Origin of the sequence: Saccharopolyspora sp. NPDC002686, from assembly GCF_040295745.1 — a bacterium.
Taxonomy (GTDB): Bacteria; Actinomycetota; Actinomycetes; order Mycobacteriales; family Pseudonocardiaceae; genus Saccharopolyspora; species Saccharopolyspora oryzae.
Genome location: NZ_JBEOVY010000024.1, coordinates 21,800 through 36,752 on the forward strand (window position 1 = coordinate 21,800; position 14,953 = coordinate 36,752).

The window sequence follows — 14,953 nt, forward strand, 5'->3', positions numbered from 1 at the left end:
CGCCGTTCAGCTGAACACTGTTCAGGTCGCCGGACACGGGAGAAGCGATGAGCGCCCACTTCGACCAGCTCGCCGATGCCGTCCTCGCCGGGACACCGGCCACTCCCGAAGACGCCCTCGCGGTGCTGCGCGCCGACGACGCCGAGCTGATGCAGGTCGTCGCCGCCGCGGGACGGCTGCGCCGGGCGCACTTCGGCAACGCGGTCAAGGTGAACTACCTGGTGAACCTGAAATCCGGGCTCTGCCCGGAGAACTGCAACTACTGCTCGCAGGCGCTGGGATCGGACGCCCCGATCCTCAAGTACTCGTGGCTGTCCGAGGCCGAAGCCCTCGAGCAGGCCGGTGCCGGGATCGGGGGCGGCGCCAGCCGGGTGTGCCTGGTCTCCTCCGGCCGCGGACCGTCCACCAGGGACATCGACAAGGTCGCCGGCGTGGTCACCGCGCTCAAGGAGGAGCACCCCGACGTCGAGGTCTGCGCCTGCCTGGGCCTGCTCAAGGACGGCCAGGCGCAGCGGCTCAAGGACGCCGGCGTGGACGCCTACAACCACAACATCAACACCGCCGAGAGCCACCACGAGAACATCGTCCAGACCCACACCTACGCCGACCGGGTGGACACCGTGGAGAAGGCGAAGGGGGCCGGGATCTCCCCCTGCTCCGGTCTGATCGCCGGCCTGGGCGAGACCGACGAGCAGCTCGTCGAGGCGCTGTTCGCGCTGCGGGAGCTGGAGTCCGACTCGATCCCGGTCAACTTCCTGATGCCCTTCGACGGCACCCCGTTCGAGAACACCTGGGAGCTCTCCCCCACCCGCTGCGTGAAGATCCTGGCGATGGCGCGCTTCGTCTGCCCGGACAAGGAGATCCGGATCGCCGGTGGCCGCGAGATGCACCTGCGCTCGCTGCAGTCGATCGCGCTGCACGTCGCCAACTCGATCTTCCTCGGCGACTACCTCACCTCGGAGGGCCAGGCGGCCGCGGCGGACCTGGAGATGATCCGGGACAACGGCTTCGTCGTCCAGGGCTCCGAGGAGGACCTGGCCCAGCACGACCGGCAGCCGACCGACCCGGCGATCCGGCGTCGCGGTGCGGGCACCGACGTCCTCCCCAACGCCTGATGACACCCGGAGACCTGCTCGCCTTCGACCGCGAGCACCTGTGGCACCCGTACACCTCGATGACCGATCCGGCACCGACGCGGCTGGTCACCGGCGCCTCGGGCAGCCGGATCACCATCGACGGCGTCGGGCCGGTGGTCGACGGGATGGCGTCGTGGTGGTCCGCCGTCCACGGCTACCGGCACCCGGTGCTCGACGAGGCGGTACGCCGCCAGCTCGACCGGATGGCGCACGTGATGTTCGGCGGGCTCACCCACCAGCCCGCGGTCGAGCTGGCCCAGCGGCTGATCGACCTCGCGCCGGACGGCCTCGACCGCGTCTTCCTCGCCGACTCCGGGTCGGTGAGCATCGAGGTGGCGATGAAGATGGCGCTGCAGTACCAGCGCGGCGCCGGGCGGCCGGGGCGAACCCGGTTCCTCACCGTCCGCGGCGGCTACCACGGCGACACCTTCGACTGCATGAGCGTGTGCGATCCGGACGGCGGCATGCACGCGATGTGGTCCGGTGTGCTTCCGGAGCAGGTGTTCGGCGAACGCCCGCCCCGCAGCAGCGCCGATGTCGACGCGTGGGCCGCGGGTTTCCGCGCGCTGGCGGCCGAGCACGCGGACCGGCTCGCCGGGCTGGTCGTGGAGCCGCTGCTGCAGGGCGCCGGTGGCATGCACCCCTACCCCGCCGAATGCTTGACAGTGTTCCGCGAGGTCGCCGACGAGCACGGGCTGGTCCTGGTCTTCGACGAGATCGCCACCGGTTTCGGCCGGACCGGGACCATGTTCGCCGCGGAGGCCGCCGATGTGGCCCCGGACGTGCTGTGCGTCGGCAAGGCGCTCACGGGCGGCTACCTGTCGTTGGCAGCCGCGCTGTGCACGTCGGAGGTCGCACGCGGCCTGTCCCGCAGCGATTCCGGCGTTCTCATGCACGGGCCCACCTTCATGGGCAACCCGCTGGCCTGCGCGGTGGCTTCGGCCAGCCTGGACCTGCTGAGCACCGGCGACTGGGCTGCCGACGTCCGGCGGATCAACACCGGTCTGCAGGCGCTGCACGGGATCGACGCAGTCGACGTCCGCGTCCTCGGCGCGGTCGGAGTGGTGCAGCTCGACCACGCCGTCGACGTGGCCAAGGCGACCGAAGCGGGGCTGGCCGAGGGCGTGTGGCTGCGCCCGTTCCGGGATCTGATCTACACCATGCCGCCCTACGTGTGCACCGACGACGACATCGCCGCGATCTGCGCCGGGATCGCGGCCGCTGCGGAGGTCGGATGAGCACCTGGGCGGAGTGGTTCGCCGAGCAGCGGGCCGGTCGCGAGGACGCCGGGTTGCAGCGCGCGCTGCGGCCTCGGGCAGCCGACGAGGACGTCATCGACCTCGCCAACAACGACTACCTGGGGTTGAGCTGCCACCCCGAGGTGCGCCGAGCGGCCGCCGACGCCGCGTTGCGCTGGGGCGCCGGGGCGGGCGCATCCCGGCTGGTGACCGGCACCACCACGCTGCACGCCGAGTTGGAGCGCGAACTCGCCGAGTTCACCGATCACGAAGCGGCACTGGTCTTCTCGACCGGCTACCACGCGAACCTGTCCGCGGTGACCGCGCTGGCGGACAAGCACTCGCTGATCGTCTCCGATGCGCACGTGCACGCCTCGCTGATCGACGCCGCGCGGCTGTCCCGAGCGGCGATCGAGGTGGTCCCGCACAACGACGTCGCCGCGGTCCGGGCTGCGTTGGCCGGAGCCGGCGGCCGGCGTGCGCTCGTGCTGACCGAGTCGGTCTTCTCGGTGCTCGGCGATGCCGCCCCGCTCCCGGACCTGGCCGAGGTCTGCGCCGACCACGACGCGCTGCTCGTCGTCGACGAGGCGCACGGGCTGGGTGTGCTCGGCGAGGGTGGCCGGGGATCGGTGCACGCCAACGGCATGGCCGGCGACCCGCACGTGGTCATGACCGCGACGCTGTCGAAATCCCTCGGTGCGATGGGTGGTGCGGTGCTCGGCTCCGCCGCCCTCGTCGACCACCTCGTCAACCGGGCCCGCCCGTTCATCTTCGACACCGGACTGGCACCGGCACCGACCGCTGCGGCGCTGACCGCGCTCAGCTGCCTGCGCCGGCAACCCGCTCGCCCGTCGCAGATCCACCAGCGCGGCGGTGAGCTGGCCGATCGGCTCGGCGTGCCGAGGTCAGCGGGCGCCGTGCTCTCGGTGCCGATGCCGTCGCCGCAGGTCGCCATCGCGGCGCAGGCCGCGGCCCTCGCGGAGGGCGTCCGGGTCGGGTGCTTCCGCCCGCCGTCGGTGCCCGACGGGATCTCCCGGCTCAGGATCACCACGCACGTCGGCTTGGACGAGGACCGCTGGGAGCACGCGGTCGACGTGCTCACCCACGTCGTCAAGGACCACCGGAGGTCACCGTGATCATCATCGTTACCGGCACCGATACCGGTGTGGGCAAGACCGTGACCACCGCGGCCCTCGCCGTCCGCTCCGGTCCGGGCACGGTCGTGGTCAAGCCCGCGCAGACCGGAATCGGCACCGACGAACCGGACATCCGCGCCGTGGCGCACCTGGCAGGCTGCGAGGTCACCGAGCTCACCAGCCTCGAAGATCCCCTCGCCCCCGACACCGCTGCCCGGTTGCGCGGCATCGAGATCCCGCCGGTCAGAGCGCACTCCGCGCGCATCCGAGAACTGGCCCGAACCTACGACACCGTGATCGTGGAGGGGTCCGGCGGGCTGCTGGTCCGCCTCGACACCGAGGGCGCGACCCTGCTGGACCTCGCCGCCGACCTCGCCCGGGACCACCCGGTGCAGGTGTACGTGGTGACGCGCATCGGACTCGGCACCCTCAACCACACGGAGCTGACGGTCAACGCCCTGCGCTCCCGAAGCCTGGAACCGGCGGGACTGGTGCTCGGCGCGGTCCCGGCCGAGCTCGGCCTGGCCGAGCGGTGCAACCGCACCGAGCTGCCCCGCGTGACCGGAGTCCCGATCGTCGCAGCCCTCCCCGCCGGCGCAGGCACCCTCACCCCGGAGAACTTCCGCGCGCAGCTCGAATCCTGGCTCGGCGGCTCAGGAGTTGAACGGGGAGGGGACTTCTCCTTCTCGGCTGACCTGCTCGACCAGGCCTCGCAGTGAGGCGGAGTCGTTGACGTGGGGGAAGTCCTCGGCAGGGACCGGTACTCCGAGGAAATCGCACAGGCTCTGCCAGCCTTCGCCGACCTGGTAGGTCAGCAGGCGGTCGGACGGGACTTCGGCCTGCACCGCCGCGTTGTGCTCCTCGAAGACCTTGATGGCGTGCGCGCGGTCCTCGAAGCGGCCGTCGAAGGTGCCGTTCCAGATCATCCGCTCGATGGTCGGGCGCAGCTTCGCGCTGAAGTCGTCGTCGCCCGGCTCTTCCTTCACGAACTGGTAGATCGTGCTGTTGACGCTGTCGTACCACTTCTCCGGGTCCCGGACGGTGAGCAGGACCTTGGCGTCCGGGTAGAAGTCCAGCAGTTCGCGCCAGAACGTGCAGCCCGGCCAGTCCACTGTGGATTCGAAACCGCCGAGGACGGTCTCCCAGTCGGCGATCTCGCCGTCCAGCGCCCGCGCCCAGCCCTGCACCCGCTCGGGTTTCGCGATGACCTCGAGCATGTGGTAGCACGGGCCGAAACCGAGGTGCTCCAGCGCCGCCTTCAGCGACGCGGTGCCGGTGCGGCCGAACCCGGCCCCGATGATCTTGACCATTCCTGCTCCTCGTCGTGCTCCCGCCGTCGCCGGCGGATCGGTGCGCGGCACCGCTGCCGCGCGCTTCCAGGGCTCAGCTGATCAGGACCGCGCCGACGGTCTCGTGGGTCGACTCGTCCACTAGCACGGCGCCGCCGGTGGTCCGGTTCTCTCGGTAGGGGTCGCAGAACACCGGCTGGGCCAGCCGCAGGTCGATCTCGCCGATCTCGTTGAGCTCGAGCCGCTCGGCCGGGACGCGTTCCAGCGTGGTGATCTCCAGGCGGTCCCCGATCCCGGCCACCACCGCTTTGACGGTGCGGGTGGTGTGCTTGAGCAGCAGCCTCCGCCCCGGCTCGAGCGCGGCTCTCGCCGACATCCAGCACACCGTCGCGGTGAGCTCCTCGGCGACGGCCGGGGCGTTCCCGGGAGCGCAGAGCATGTCACCGCGACCGACGTCGATGTCGTCGGCCAAGCGCACCGCCACCGACTGCGGCGCTCGCCCCCGGTCGAGCTCTCCGTCGGCGGTGTCGACGGCGACCACTCGGCTCCGCAGCCCGGAAGGCAGGTGCAGGACCTCCTCACCCGGGGCGAGTACACCGCTGGCGATCTGCCCGGCGTAGCCGCGGTAGTCCGGGGCGCGGAGGGTGCACTGGACCGGCAACCGGAAATCACCGGTCGAGCCCTCTTCAGCGACTTCGACCTCTTCGAGGTGCTCCAGCAGCGACGGCCCGTCGTACCACGGCATCGCCGCCGAGCGGTGCACGACGTTGTCGCCGCGCAGCGCCGAGATCGGGATCGCGGTGATGTCGCGCAGGTCCAGCTGGGCGGTGAACTCGGCGAATTCCTCGGTGATGCCGCGGAAAACCGGCTCGCCGAAGTCGACCAGGTCCATCTTGTTGACCGCCAGCACCAGCCGCGGCACCCGCAGCAGCCCGGCCAGCACCGCGTGCCTGCGGCTCTGCTCGGTCAGGCCGTTGCGGGCGTCGACCAGCACGATCGCCAGGTCGGCGGTGGAGGCGCCGGTGACCATGTTGCGGGTGTACTGGGCGTGTCCCGGGGTGTCGGCGATGATGAACGCCCGCCGCGCGGTCTCGAAGTAGCGGTGCGCCACGTCGATGGTGATGCCCTGCTCGCGCTCGGCGCGCAGCCCGTCGGTGAGCATCGCCAGGTCCAGCTGCTCGTCGCCGCGCTCCGCGCTGGCCAGTTCGAGCTGTTCGAGCTGGTCGGCCAGCAGCGACTTGGAGTCGTGCAGCAGCCGGCCGATCAGCGTGCTCTTGCCGTCGTCGACCGCGCCGGCGGTGGCGAACCGCAGCAGGCTGTCGGCCGGGGCGAAGACCGGCTGCTCGTCGATCGCGGTGCTCATCAGAAGTAGCCCTCCCGCTTGCGGTCCTCCATCGCGGCTGCGCCGGCGCGGTCGTCGGCTCGGGTCTGGCCGCGCTCGCTCACCCGGGTCGCGGCGATCTCGGCGATCACCTCGGCGACCGTGGTGGCCGCGGACGGCACCGCGCCCGTGCACGTCATGTCGCCGACCGTGCGGAACCGGACGGAGCGCTCGACGAGCTGCTCGCCCGGATCGCGCGGCAGGAACGGGTTGTCGGCCAGCAGCATCCCGTCTCGCTCGAAGACCTTGCGGTTGTGCGCGAAGTACAGCGACGGCAGTTCCACGCCCTCGCGCTCGATGTAGGTCCACACGTCGCGCTCGGTCCAGTTCGACAGCGGGAAGGCGCGGACGTTCTCGCCCGGGCGGATCATCCCGTTGTAGAGGTTCCACAGCTCCGGGCGCTGGTTGCGCGGATCCCACTGGCCGAAGGCGTCCCGGAAGGACAGCATCCGCTCCTTGGCGCGGGCGCGTTCCTCGTCGCGGCGAGCGCCGCCGAACAGCGCGTCGAAGCGGTGCTCGGCGATGGCGTCCAGCAAGGTCGCGGTCTGCGCGCGGTTGCGGCTGGCCCATTTGCCCGTCGGCTCGGCGACCCGGCCCGCGTCGATCGAGTCCTGCACCGAGGCGACGACCAGCCGCACCCCGAGCTCGGCGGCGCGGCGGTCGCGGAAGTGCAGCACCTCTTCGAAGTTGTGCCCGGTGTCGACGTGCAGCACCGGGAACGGGATCGGTGCCGGGGCGAGCGCTTTCTCCGCCAGCTTGAGCAGGACCGCGGAGTCCTTGCCCCCGGAGAACAGCAGCGCCGGGCGGTCGAACTCGGCGACCACCTCCCGGATCAGGTGCACCGCCTCGGATTCCAGCACGTCGAGCCGGGACAGCGCGGCCGGCATCAGCGACTCCCTTCGGGTTGGGTGCGGGACACGGCGTCGAGCAGTTCGCCTGCCAGGTCGCTGCGGCAGACCAGCAAGTCCGGCAGCCACGGGTCGGCGCGGCCGTAGACCAGCTCGGAACCGTCCAGGCGGCTGGCGTGCAGACCGGCGGCGCGCGCGACTCCGACCGGGGCCGCGCTGTCCCACTCGAACTGCCCGCCGCCGTGCACGTAGGCATCGACCTCGCCGAGCACCACCGCGGCGACCTTCGCGCCTGCTGAGCCCATCGGGACGAGCTCGGCGCCGATGCGCTCGGCGATGTCGTGCACGAACTCCGGCGGGCGGCTGCGGCTGACCGCGAGCCGCGGATGTCCGCCGATGCGCGAGGGCTGTTTCGGAGGCTCGCCGGTGCCGAGCACCGTTCCCTGCGCGGGCAGGGCCACCGCCGCAGCGCGCACCTCGTGCTCCTCGACCAGCGCCACGTGCACCGCCCAGTCGGAGCGCCCGGATTCGCCGTATTCCCGGGTGCCGTCCAGCGGGTCGACGATCCACACCCGCCCGCCGGGGGTGCGCTCCGGACCGGACACGCCGTGTTCGGACAGCACTGGATCCGCAGGGCGCTCCTGCCCGAGCGCCTCGATGAGCAGCGCGTGCGCCGCCGCGTCACCCGCAGCTCCGAGGGCTTTCGGGTCCGATGTGGACGCTCGGTTCTCGACCAGGCGATCCCCGGCCCGCTGCGCCAGCCGTGCGGCCAGCTCATGGTCGTCCGCGTTCACCGATGCCTCCCTGTTCCCGCTCATCGCGCGTCCACTGCGGGCACCCGCGACTTCGCGCTGCGCAGCAGCGGAGGCACCGCGCCGAGCAGCACCACCAGCAGCGCGGCCGAACCGCTGAGCACCACGTCCGCGCCGGTCATCACCAACCCGGTGGCCACCAGCATCGCTCCGACCACCACGCGCACCGGGCGGTCCGGCACCCGCGCCGAGACCAGCGCGCCCACCAGCACCCCGGGCAACGAGCCGACCAGCAGCGAGCCGACGAGTCCGAAGTGGACATCTCCGGCGAAGAGGTGCCCGACCGCGGCGACCAGCACCAGCGGCACCGCCTGCACGAGGTCGGTGCCGACCAGCCGCGCCGAGCTCAGCCCGCGGTTGAGCAGCAGCAGGACCACGATGATGATCGAGCCGGAACCGACCGACGTGGCACCGACCACCAGCCCGGCCACCCCGCCGAGCAGCACTGTCGGCACCGGCCGGACCACTGTTTCGTCCGATGTGGATGGTTGCGCGCCGCGGCGGCGGGCCAGCACCATGCGCAGGAACAACGTGCCCGCGGCGAGCAGCACCGCACCGCCGACGACTTCCTTGAGCACCGATTCCGCACCCTTGCCCAGCGATCCGGCCAGCAGCGAGCCGAGCGCCGCGCACGGCAGCGAACCCAGGCACAGCCAGCCGACCAGCTTCGGCTGCACCGTGCCCCGGCGCAGGTGCACCACCGCGCCCAGCGGCTTCATCACCGCCCCGGCCACCAGGTCCGAGGACACCGCCGCCAGCGGCGGCACGCCGAACACCAGCGTCAGCAGGGGCATCGTCAACGCCCCGCCGCCCATGCCGGTCATACCCACCAGCAGCCCGGTGAGCAGCCCGGTCGCCGCTATTCCGAAGTCCACGACCCCACCCAGCCCTGCTCGCGCAACAACGCCACGACGCGCCCGACGGCCTCGTCCTGCGACAGCCCGGAGGTGTCCAGCACGAGGTCGGCGTCGCCGGGGATCTCGTACGGCGCGGAGACGCCGGTGAAATCCGGCAGCAGACCCGCGCGGGCCTTGCGGTACAGGCCCTTGCGGTCGCGCCGCTCGCACTCCCCCAGCGGTGTGGCGACGTGGACCAGCACGAATCCGCCCACCTCGGCCACCATCCGGCGCACCGCGTCGCGGTCGTCGTGGTACGGCGCGATGGGCGCGCAGATCGCGGCGCCACCGTGCCTGGCGACCTCTGCGGCCACGAAACCGATGCGCCGCACGTTCCGGCTGCGGTCCTCGGCCGAGAAACCCAGCCCCTCGCACAGGGTTCTGCGGACCACGTCGCCGTCGAGCAGCGTCACCGCCCGGTGGTCGTGCCGGTTGAGCTCGTCGCGCAGCGCGCGGGCCAGCGTGGACTTGCCCGCCCCGGACAGCCCGGTGAACAGCACGGTGAACCCGCGGTCGGCCAGCGGCGGGTGCATCCTGCGCTGCTGCTCGGCGATCGCCGGAGTGGTGAACCAACCGGGCAGGTCCTCGCCGCGATCGAGGAGTTCGCGCAGGCGCTCGGCGCTGAGATCGGGGCGCCGGTCGACCGGGGCGACCTGTGCGGCCGGACGCCAGCGGTCGGTCTGGTCGCGCACCACTTCCGGCGGCTCCAGCACCTCCAGCGGGGCGTGCTCCAGCGGGTGCTCCGAGATCAGGTGGGTTGCGCCGTAAGCGGCGGCGACGTGCGCGGTCAGCAAAGCGTCGCGCTTCGGATCGGTGCGGCGCACCAGCGGCACCGGGACGATCGTCGTGCCGCTCGGCAGTTCGGGTTCGGCGGCCAGCACGGCCTGCACGAGCAGTTCCGGGCGCGGGCCGCTCATCCGCGGCAGCACCAGGACGTGCGCGTCGTGCTCGGCGGCCAGCTCGCGGACCTGGGCGAGCTCGCGGTGGTGCAGCGGCTGTTCCGGCAACACTCCCAGCACAGGCCCAGGAGGTAGTTTCGCCCGAACGTCCGCTGCGGACGGGCGCATTCGGCGCAGCACACCGCTGGGATCGCCGACGTCTTGGACCGGCCCGGCGGCGTGCGCACCGGACTCGTCACGCCAGGGGGCCTCGTTGCGGAGCACCGCGACCGGGGCGCCTTCGACGTCGCGCAACTCGATCTCCTCGGCCGCGGCGACCTCGTCGGACACCCGCAGCGTGATCGGCTCGGGCCAGGGCGTTCCCCCTCGCAACCGTTGCCGGGTGCGCACCGAGTCGACTTCGTCGGCGGCGAGGAATCCCCGCAGCGGCGGGAAAGCTCCGTCCAGCAGCAGTTCCACATCGGCCAGTTCGACGGGTTCGAGGTACCGGGCCACACGTCGCGAGCCCGGACAGCCGGGCTCCATTCCGTTCGCGCTCACAGACACCTCCACCCGCTGTTCGCGGGACGGCCGGATCCATCTAGTGCGAGCTCTTGATCCACAACCCTGACCGACCGCTCCCACCCGGAGAACCCCGACGACCATTTCTCGCCAGATCGCGTTTTTCCCAAGAGCACAACGGATTTCCCCGTTTCAAACCAGGCGAAACAGGGCGAAGCCGGATGTTCAGGACGTACTCCCCCAGACAAGAGCAAGGCCGACCCCGAGGCAGACCTGCGACTTCGGACGCCTTTCGTCCCCGCGGGAAAGGGAATTCGGTATCAGCGACCGATGGCTGCGGCAGTCGGAGCAGCTTTCCCCGGAACCGACCGCATTTTCAACAAAAGAAGGAGCACCCGGCGATCTTCTCCGTTCGAGGGAACGCTCCTGCGACGCGATTGTCCACAGTGTATTGCTCCGATTCGAGAGGGGGTCAGTGCACGAAACGACTGACGGTCTCCGGGTGGATGACCAGGCGAACCTGGTCTTCGGCCAGCATCCCGGCGAGCTCCTTCGCGCGGACCGGGGCGTCCAGGTCCCAGTAGCGGGCGGCCAGGCGGGAGCACAGGTCGTGCGCGCCGTCGTGTTCCACCGCGACGCAGCCGGTCGCCGACAGCCAGCGTTCGCGCTCCCCCACCGGAGCGGCGACGACGATCGAGGCGCGGGGGTCGCGGCGCAGGCGCCGCACCTTGAGCGCGTCAGGACCGGTGAACAGCTGGATCGCGCCCTCGGCAGTGGCCTCGAACCACACCGGACGAGGCTGCGGCGGGAGCGGCCCGCTGGCCACGGACAGGAATCCATGCAGGGGGCGCCGGAGGAACTCGAGGTCCTGGGCGGTCAGCGAACTGGTGCTCATGACGTCGATCGAACCCGGTGAGATCGGACGATCCCATAGGCGAGGCGCGGATCGCCTGCGCGTTCGTCTAACTTGGGAGAGGTGGACGTGTTCGGTGATCTGATCCGCGGGGTGCGAGCCCACGGCTCGCTGTTCGGCAGCTCGACCCTGTCCCCGCCCTGGGCGCTGCACTTCGTGGACGGCGCCCCGCTGACGCTGTGCACCGTCCTCGCCGGGGCGGGCTGGATCGTGCCGGAGCACGGCTCGCCCGAACTGCTGCGCGCCCGCGAGACGATCGTCGTGCGCGGTCCCGCCACCTTCACCTTCGTCGACGAGATCGGCACCCGAGCCGAACCGATCGCGTGCGGCGAGCACTGCGCAACGCCCGACCAGGGCGGGACCCGGCACCGGCTCGGCTGGCACGACAGCGGCGGGGACGACCGCGATGCGACGACCCTGATCGTCGGCGCCTACCCGGTGCGCGGCGAGATCAGCCGGCGCCTGCTGGACGCGCTGCCCGTCGTGCTGCGCGTGGGCGCCGGGGGCACGGCTGACGCCGTGCTGGACCACGTCGCCGCCGAGGTCGCCGTCGACGCACCTGGCCAGCAGATCGTGCTCGACCGGCTGCTGGACTGGATGCTGGTCTGCACCCTGCGCGAATGGTTCGAGCGCCCCGGGGGCGAACCCCCGGCCTGGTGGTCCGCCCAGCGGGACCCGGTGGTCGGCGACGCGCTGCGCCTGCTGCACGCCGAGCCGGCGGCACCGTGGACGGTCGCCGCGCTGGCCGAGCGCACCGGGGTATCGCGTTCGACGCTGGCCAAGCGGTTCACCGACCTGGTCGGCCAACCACCGCTGACCTATCTGACCCACTGGCGCATGACGCTCGCCGCAGACCTGCTCGTCGAACAGGACGCCGCAACCGTCGCGCACATCGCCCGCAGCGTGGGATACGCGGACCCGTTCGGGTTCAGCGCAGCGTTCAAACGGGTCCGGGGCGTCAACCCGAGCGAGTTCCGGCGCGCCCGGTCGACCGAGCGGATCTAGCGGGAGCACTCCGGCAACCGCTGCTAGGACTTCGTGGCGGGCGGCACTTGGAGGGCCGCCCAGCACGGACACCATCCCTTGTGGACAGTTCTACTCGCAAACCATCGACCCGGTGGTCAACAAGGCCGCGCGCCGTCTTCACCGGGGCAGCTCGGTGAAGACGGCGCGGGACGAGGCGGAACAGCGGTCGGTGGACTACTCGAGTCCGCGGTGGATCGTGCCCTGTTCCTCTTCGAGCATGTCCGCGAAGACGTCGTCAGTGATCTCACGGGTCGATTCGTGCTCGGGCATGGCTTTCCCCTAGCGGGTGTGCTTGGTGGTGATCCGGTGCAGCAGTCGGGCGGCCGTGCGGGCGGTGCGGTTGTCGACGTCGAGCTCGGGGTTGAGCTCGGCGACGTCGCACAGCGCCAGCTTGCCGCTGGCCGCTACTCGGTCGCACACGTGCTGGATGGTTTCCAGCGGCACGCCGTAAGCGGCCGGCGCGCTCACGCCCGGGGCGACAGCCGCGGGCAGCACGTCCAGGTCGATCGTCAGGTAGACCACGTCGCAGCCGGCCAGGAACCGGTCCACGAACTCGTCGACGGCGTCGCGGTTCGCCGGGCCGCAGTCCTCGTCGAGCAGGTAGGACACGCCCAGCTCGTCGGCGGTGTCGAACAGGGTCCGGGTGTTGCTCGGCTGGCTGATGCCCAGCACCGCGTAGTGCAGGTCGGCGCCGCGCTCCCGCTCCTGCTCGGCCATCTGCCGGAACGGCGTGCCGGAGCTCGGGGTCGCGTCCGCGCGGAGGTCGAAGTGGGCGTCGAGGTTGAGCACGCCGAGCTTCGCCCCGGAGCGCACCCGCTCCGATCCGGCGATGCCGAGGTAGCTGCCGTAGGCGATCTCGTGGCCACCGCCGAACACGACGACCAGTCGGCCGTCGTCGATCAGCTTGGTGAGCACCTCGCCGAGCTGCTGCTGGCCTTCCTCCAACGCGTTCCCGACGACCTCCACGTCGCCGACGTCCACTGCCTCCAGCGGCGCGGGCAGGGCCATCGAGCCCAGCGCCTCGCGGAGGGCTCGCGGACCGTCCGCGGCGCCCTGGCGGCCCTTGTTGCGGCGGACCCCCTCGTCGCTGCGGAACCCGACGAACGCGATGTCCGCGGAACCGTCGCCGGACACGACGTGGTGCCACCGGAGGTGCTCCGGACCAGGCCCGTCGTCGCGACCGCTCCAGCGCTGCGGTGCGCGGTTCACCACCTCACCCATCTCTTCCACTCCTAGGTAGTCGATCCCGCGGTCGGCTTGCGCGGCGGGGTGAGCGCCACGGCCAGGGGGATCGAGCGGCTGGACGTCCAGTATGGCCGGTGCGACCCGGAAGGCCTTGACCGGCAAGGCCTTCCGGGACCGACCGATCAGGAGTCCAGCATCGGGACCCGCACGCCGCGCTCCTTGGCGACCGAGGTCGCGTACTCGTACCCGGCGTCGACGTGGCGCAGCACGCCCATGCCCGGGTCGTTGGTGAGCACTCGCGCGAGCTTCTCCGCGGCCAGCTCGGTGCCGTCGGCGATGCAGACCTGACCGGCGTGGATCGAACGACCCATGCCGACGCCGCCACCGTGGTGGATCGACACCCATGAGGCACCCGAGGCGGTGTTGACCAGCGCGTTCAGCAGCGGCCAGTCGGCGATCGCGTCGGAACCGTCCAGCATGGACTCGGTCTCGCGGTACGGGGAGGCGACCGAACCGGAGTCGAGGTGGTCGCGGCCGATGGCGATCGGCGCGGACAGCTCGCCGTTGGCGACCATCTCGTTGAACTTCAGACCGGCGAGGTGGCGCTCGCCGTAGCCCAGCCAGCAGATGCGGGCGGGCAGGCCCTCGAAGGCGACCTTCTCGCCGGCCATCTTCAGCCAGCGGTGCAGGTGCTCGTTCTCCGGGAACAGCTCCATGATCGCCTTGTCGGTCTTGGCGATGTCCTCCGGGTCACCGGACAGCGCGGCCCAGCGGAACGGGCCGAGGCCCTCCTCGAACAGCGGACGGATGTGCGCGGGCACGAAGCCGGGGAAGTCGAAGGCCCGGTCGAAGCCGGCCTTGCGGGCCTCGTCGCGGATCGAGTTGCCGTAGTCGAAGACCTCGATGCCCTTGTCCAGGAAGCCGACCATGGCCTCGACCTGGGCGGCCATCGCCTTGCGGGACCGCTCGGTGAAGTCGGCCGGGTCCTTCTCGGCCTGCTCCGCCCACTCCTCGATGCTCACGCCCACCGGCAGGTAGGACAGCGGGTCGTGCGCCGAGGTCTGGTCGGTGACGATGTCGATCGGCGCGTCCATCTCCAGCAGCTGCGGGAACACCTCGGCGGCGTTGCCCACCAGGCCGATCGACAGCGGCTTGCGCGCGTCGCGGGCCTCGGTGGCCAGGCGCAGGGCCTCGTCGATGCTGTCGGCGCGGACGTCGAGGTAGCGGTGCTTGATGCGGCGCTCGATGCGCGAGGGGTCGCACTCGACGCAGATCGCCACGCCCTCGTTCATGGTCACCGCGAGCGGCTGGGCGCCGCCCATGCCGCCGAGGCCGGCGGTCAGGGTGATGGTGCCGGCGAGGGTGCCGTTGAAGCGCTTGCGGGCGACCGCGCCGAAGGTCTCGTAGGTGCCCTGCAGGATGCCCTGGCTGCCGATGTAGATCCACGACCCGGCGGTCATCTGGCCGTACATGGTCAGGCCCAGCGAGTCGAGTCGGCGGAACTCCTCCCAGTTCGCCCAGTCGCCGACCAGGTTGGAGTTGGCGATGAGGACCCGCGGCGCCCACTCGTGGGTGCGCAGCACACCGACCGGCTTGCCAACCGCCGAGTTGTGCGAGATTGCGGCATTGATCCATTTTGACCAGTTCGGCGAAATCCGGAGCAGCTGAGTTGTGCACGTACTCGGGTGAGTCG

The 14,953-nt window shown here is 71.3% G+C and carries 14 protein-coding genes; 5 read left to right on the forward strand and 9 right to left on the reverse strand.

Annotated features, from left to right (window positions below):
* The first annotated feature begins 47 nt into the window (after positions 1–47).
* Genes bioB through bioD form a run of 4 tightly spaced genes read left to right on the forward strand, consistent with a single transcriptional unit; the run spans position 48 to position 4,229 of the window.
* Positions 48–1,115, forward strand: a complete 1,068-nt coding sequence (gene bioB, locus ABTZ89_RS05485; RefSeq protein ID WP_270953620.1) for a biotin synthase BioB — start codon at positions 48–50, stop codon at positions 1,113–1,115.
* Positions 1,115–2,374 (forward strand): adenosylmethionine--8-amino-7-oxononanoate transaminase, encoded by a 1,260-nt coding sequence (locus tag ABTZ89_RS05490; RefSeq protein WP_351040550.1) that lies wholly within the window; start codon positions 1,115–1,117, stop codon positions 2,372–2,374. The genes bioB and ABTZ89_RS05490 overlap by 1 nt, the downstream gene beginning before the upstream one ends.
* On the forward strand, positions 2,371–3,510 hold the full coding sequence (locus ABTZ89_RS05495) for an 8-amino-7-oxononanoate synthase (RefSeq protein ID WP_351040553.1): 1,140 nt from the start codon (positions 2,371–2,373) through the stop codon (positions 3,508–3,510). The genes ABTZ89_RS05490 and ABTZ89_RS05495 overlap by 4 nt, the downstream gene beginning before the upstream one ends.
* Positions 3,507–4,229, forward strand: a complete 723-nt coding sequence (bioD, locus tag ABTZ89_RS05500; RefSeq protein ID WP_351040556.1) for a dethiobiotin synthase — start codon at positions 3,507–3,509, stop codon at positions 4,227–4,229. Before ABTZ89_RS05495 ends, bioD begins: the two co-directional genes overlap by 4 nt.
* Here the strand turns inward: bioD and ABTZ89_RS05505 are convergent.
* The 7 genes from ABTZ89_RS05505 to ABTZ89_RS05535 form a co-directional block, all read right to left on the reverse strand.
* Positions 4,164–4,820 (reverse strand): sulfotransferase family protein, encoded by a 657-nt coding sequence (locus ABTZ89_RS05505; RefSeq protein WP_351040559.1) that lies wholly within the window; start codon positions 4,818–4,820, stop codon positions 4,164–4,166. The genes bioD and ABTZ89_RS05505 overlap by 66 nt on opposite strands.
* Before the next feature lie 73 nt (positions 4,821–4,893).
* Positions 4,894–6,162 (reverse strand): sulfate adenylyltransferase subunit 1, encoded by a 1,269-nt coding sequence (locus ABTZ89_RS05510; RefSeq protein ID WP_351040561.1) that lies wholly within the window; start codon positions 6,160–6,162, stop codon positions 4,894–4,896.
* Positions 6,162–7,067 carry a sulfate adenylyltransferase subunit CysD gene (gene cysD, locus ABTZ89_RS05515; protein ID WP_351040564.1) on the reverse strand — a complete coding sequence of 302 codons (906 nt, stop codon included), beginning with the start codon at positions 7,065–7,067 and terminating at the stop codon, positions 6,162–6,164. The genes ABTZ89_RS05510 and cysD overlap by 1 nt, the downstream gene beginning before the upstream one ends.
* Complete coding sequence (locus ABTZ89_RS05520; protein WP_351040567.1) at positions 7,067–7,822, reverse strand: 3'(2'),5'-bisphosphate nucleotidase CysQ; 756 nt, start codon at positions 7,820–7,822, stop codon at positions 7,067–7,069. Before ABTZ89_RS05520 ends, cysD begins: the two co-directional genes overlap by 1 nt.
* A 20-nt stretch (positions 7,823–7,842) precedes the next feature.
* Positions 7,843–8,715: a sulfite exporter TauE/SafE family protein gene (locus ABTZ89_RS05525; RefSeq protein WP_351040570.1), complete on the reverse strand. Its 873-nt coding sequence runs from the start codon at positions 8,713–8,715 to the stop codon at positions 7,843–7,845.
* On the reverse strand, positions 8,700–10,175 hold the full coding sequence (cysC, locus tag ABTZ89_RS05530; protein ID WP_351040573.1) for an adenylyl-sulfate kinase: 1,476 nt from the start codon (positions 10,173–10,175) through the stop codon (positions 8,700–8,702). Before cysC ends, ABTZ89_RS05525 begins: the two co-directional genes overlap by 16 nt.
* 433 nt (positions 10,176–10,608) lie before the next feature.
* Positions 10,609–11,031: a pyridoxamine 5'-phosphate oxidase family protein gene (locus ABTZ89_RS05535; protein ID WP_351040575.1), complete on the reverse strand. Its 423-nt coding sequence runs from the start codon at positions 11,029–11,031 to the stop codon at positions 10,609–10,611.
* Between the two features lie 81 nt (positions 11,032–11,112).
* On the opposite strand from ABTZ89_RS05535, the gene ABTZ89_RS05540 reads away from it, so the two are divergent.
* Entirely contained in the window at positions 11,113–12,054 is a 942-nt protein-coding gene (locus ABTZ89_RS05540; protein WP_351040578.1) for an AraC family transcriptional regulator, read from the forward strand.
* Positions 12,055–12,354: 300 nt separating this feature from the next.
* Here the strand turns inward: ABTZ89_RS05540 and hutG are convergent, their stop codons facing one another.
* On the reverse strand, positions 12,355–13,296 hold the full coding sequence (gene hutG / locus ABTZ89_RS05545) for a formimidoylglutamase (RefSeq protein WP_270954659.1): 942 nt from the start codon (positions 13,294–13,296) through the stop codon (positions 12,355–12,357).
* A gap of 146 nt (positions 13,297–13,442) precedes the next feature.
* On the reverse strand, positions 13,443–14,953 hold a 1,511-nt coding region (gene hutU / locus ABTZ89_RS05550; RefSeq protein ID WP_351040581.1), incomplete at its 5' end, for a urocanate hydratase.

Bases quoted from the DNA above. Each gene is read 5' to 3' on its own strand.
- bioB (WP_270953620.1), top strand. From the start codon at position 48: ATGAGCGCCCACTTCGACCAGCTCGCCGATGCCGTCCTCGCCGGGACA.
- ABTZ89_RS05490 (WP_351040550.1), top strand. From the start codon at position 1,115: ATGACACCCGGAGACCTGCTCGCCTTCGACCGCGAGCACCTGTGGCAC.
- ABTZ89_RS05495 (WP_351040553.1), top strand. From the start codon at position 2,371: ATGAGCACCTGGGCGGAGTGGTTCGCCGAGCAGCGGGCCGGTCGCGAG.
- ABTZ89_RS05505 (WP_351040559.1), bottom strand. From the start codon at position 4,820: ATGGTCAAGATCATCGGGGCCGGGTTCGGCCGCACCGGCACCGCGTCG.
- ABTZ89_RS05510 (WP_351040561.1), bottom strand. From the start codon at position 6,162: ATGAGCACCGCGATCGACGAGCAGCCGGTCTTCGCCCCGGCCGACAGC.
- cysD (WP_351040564.1), bottom strand. From the start codon at position 7,067: ATGCCGGCCGCGCTGTCCCGGCTCGACGTGCTGGAATCCGAGGCGGTG.
- ABTZ89_RS05535 (WP_351040575.1), bottom strand. From the start codon at position 11,031: ATGAGCACCAGTTCGCTGACCGCCCAGGACCTCGAGTTCCTCCGGCGC.
- hutG (WP_270954659.1), bottom strand. From the start codon at position 13,296: ATGGGTGAGGTGGTGAACCGCGCACCGCAGCGCTGGAGCGGTCGCGAC.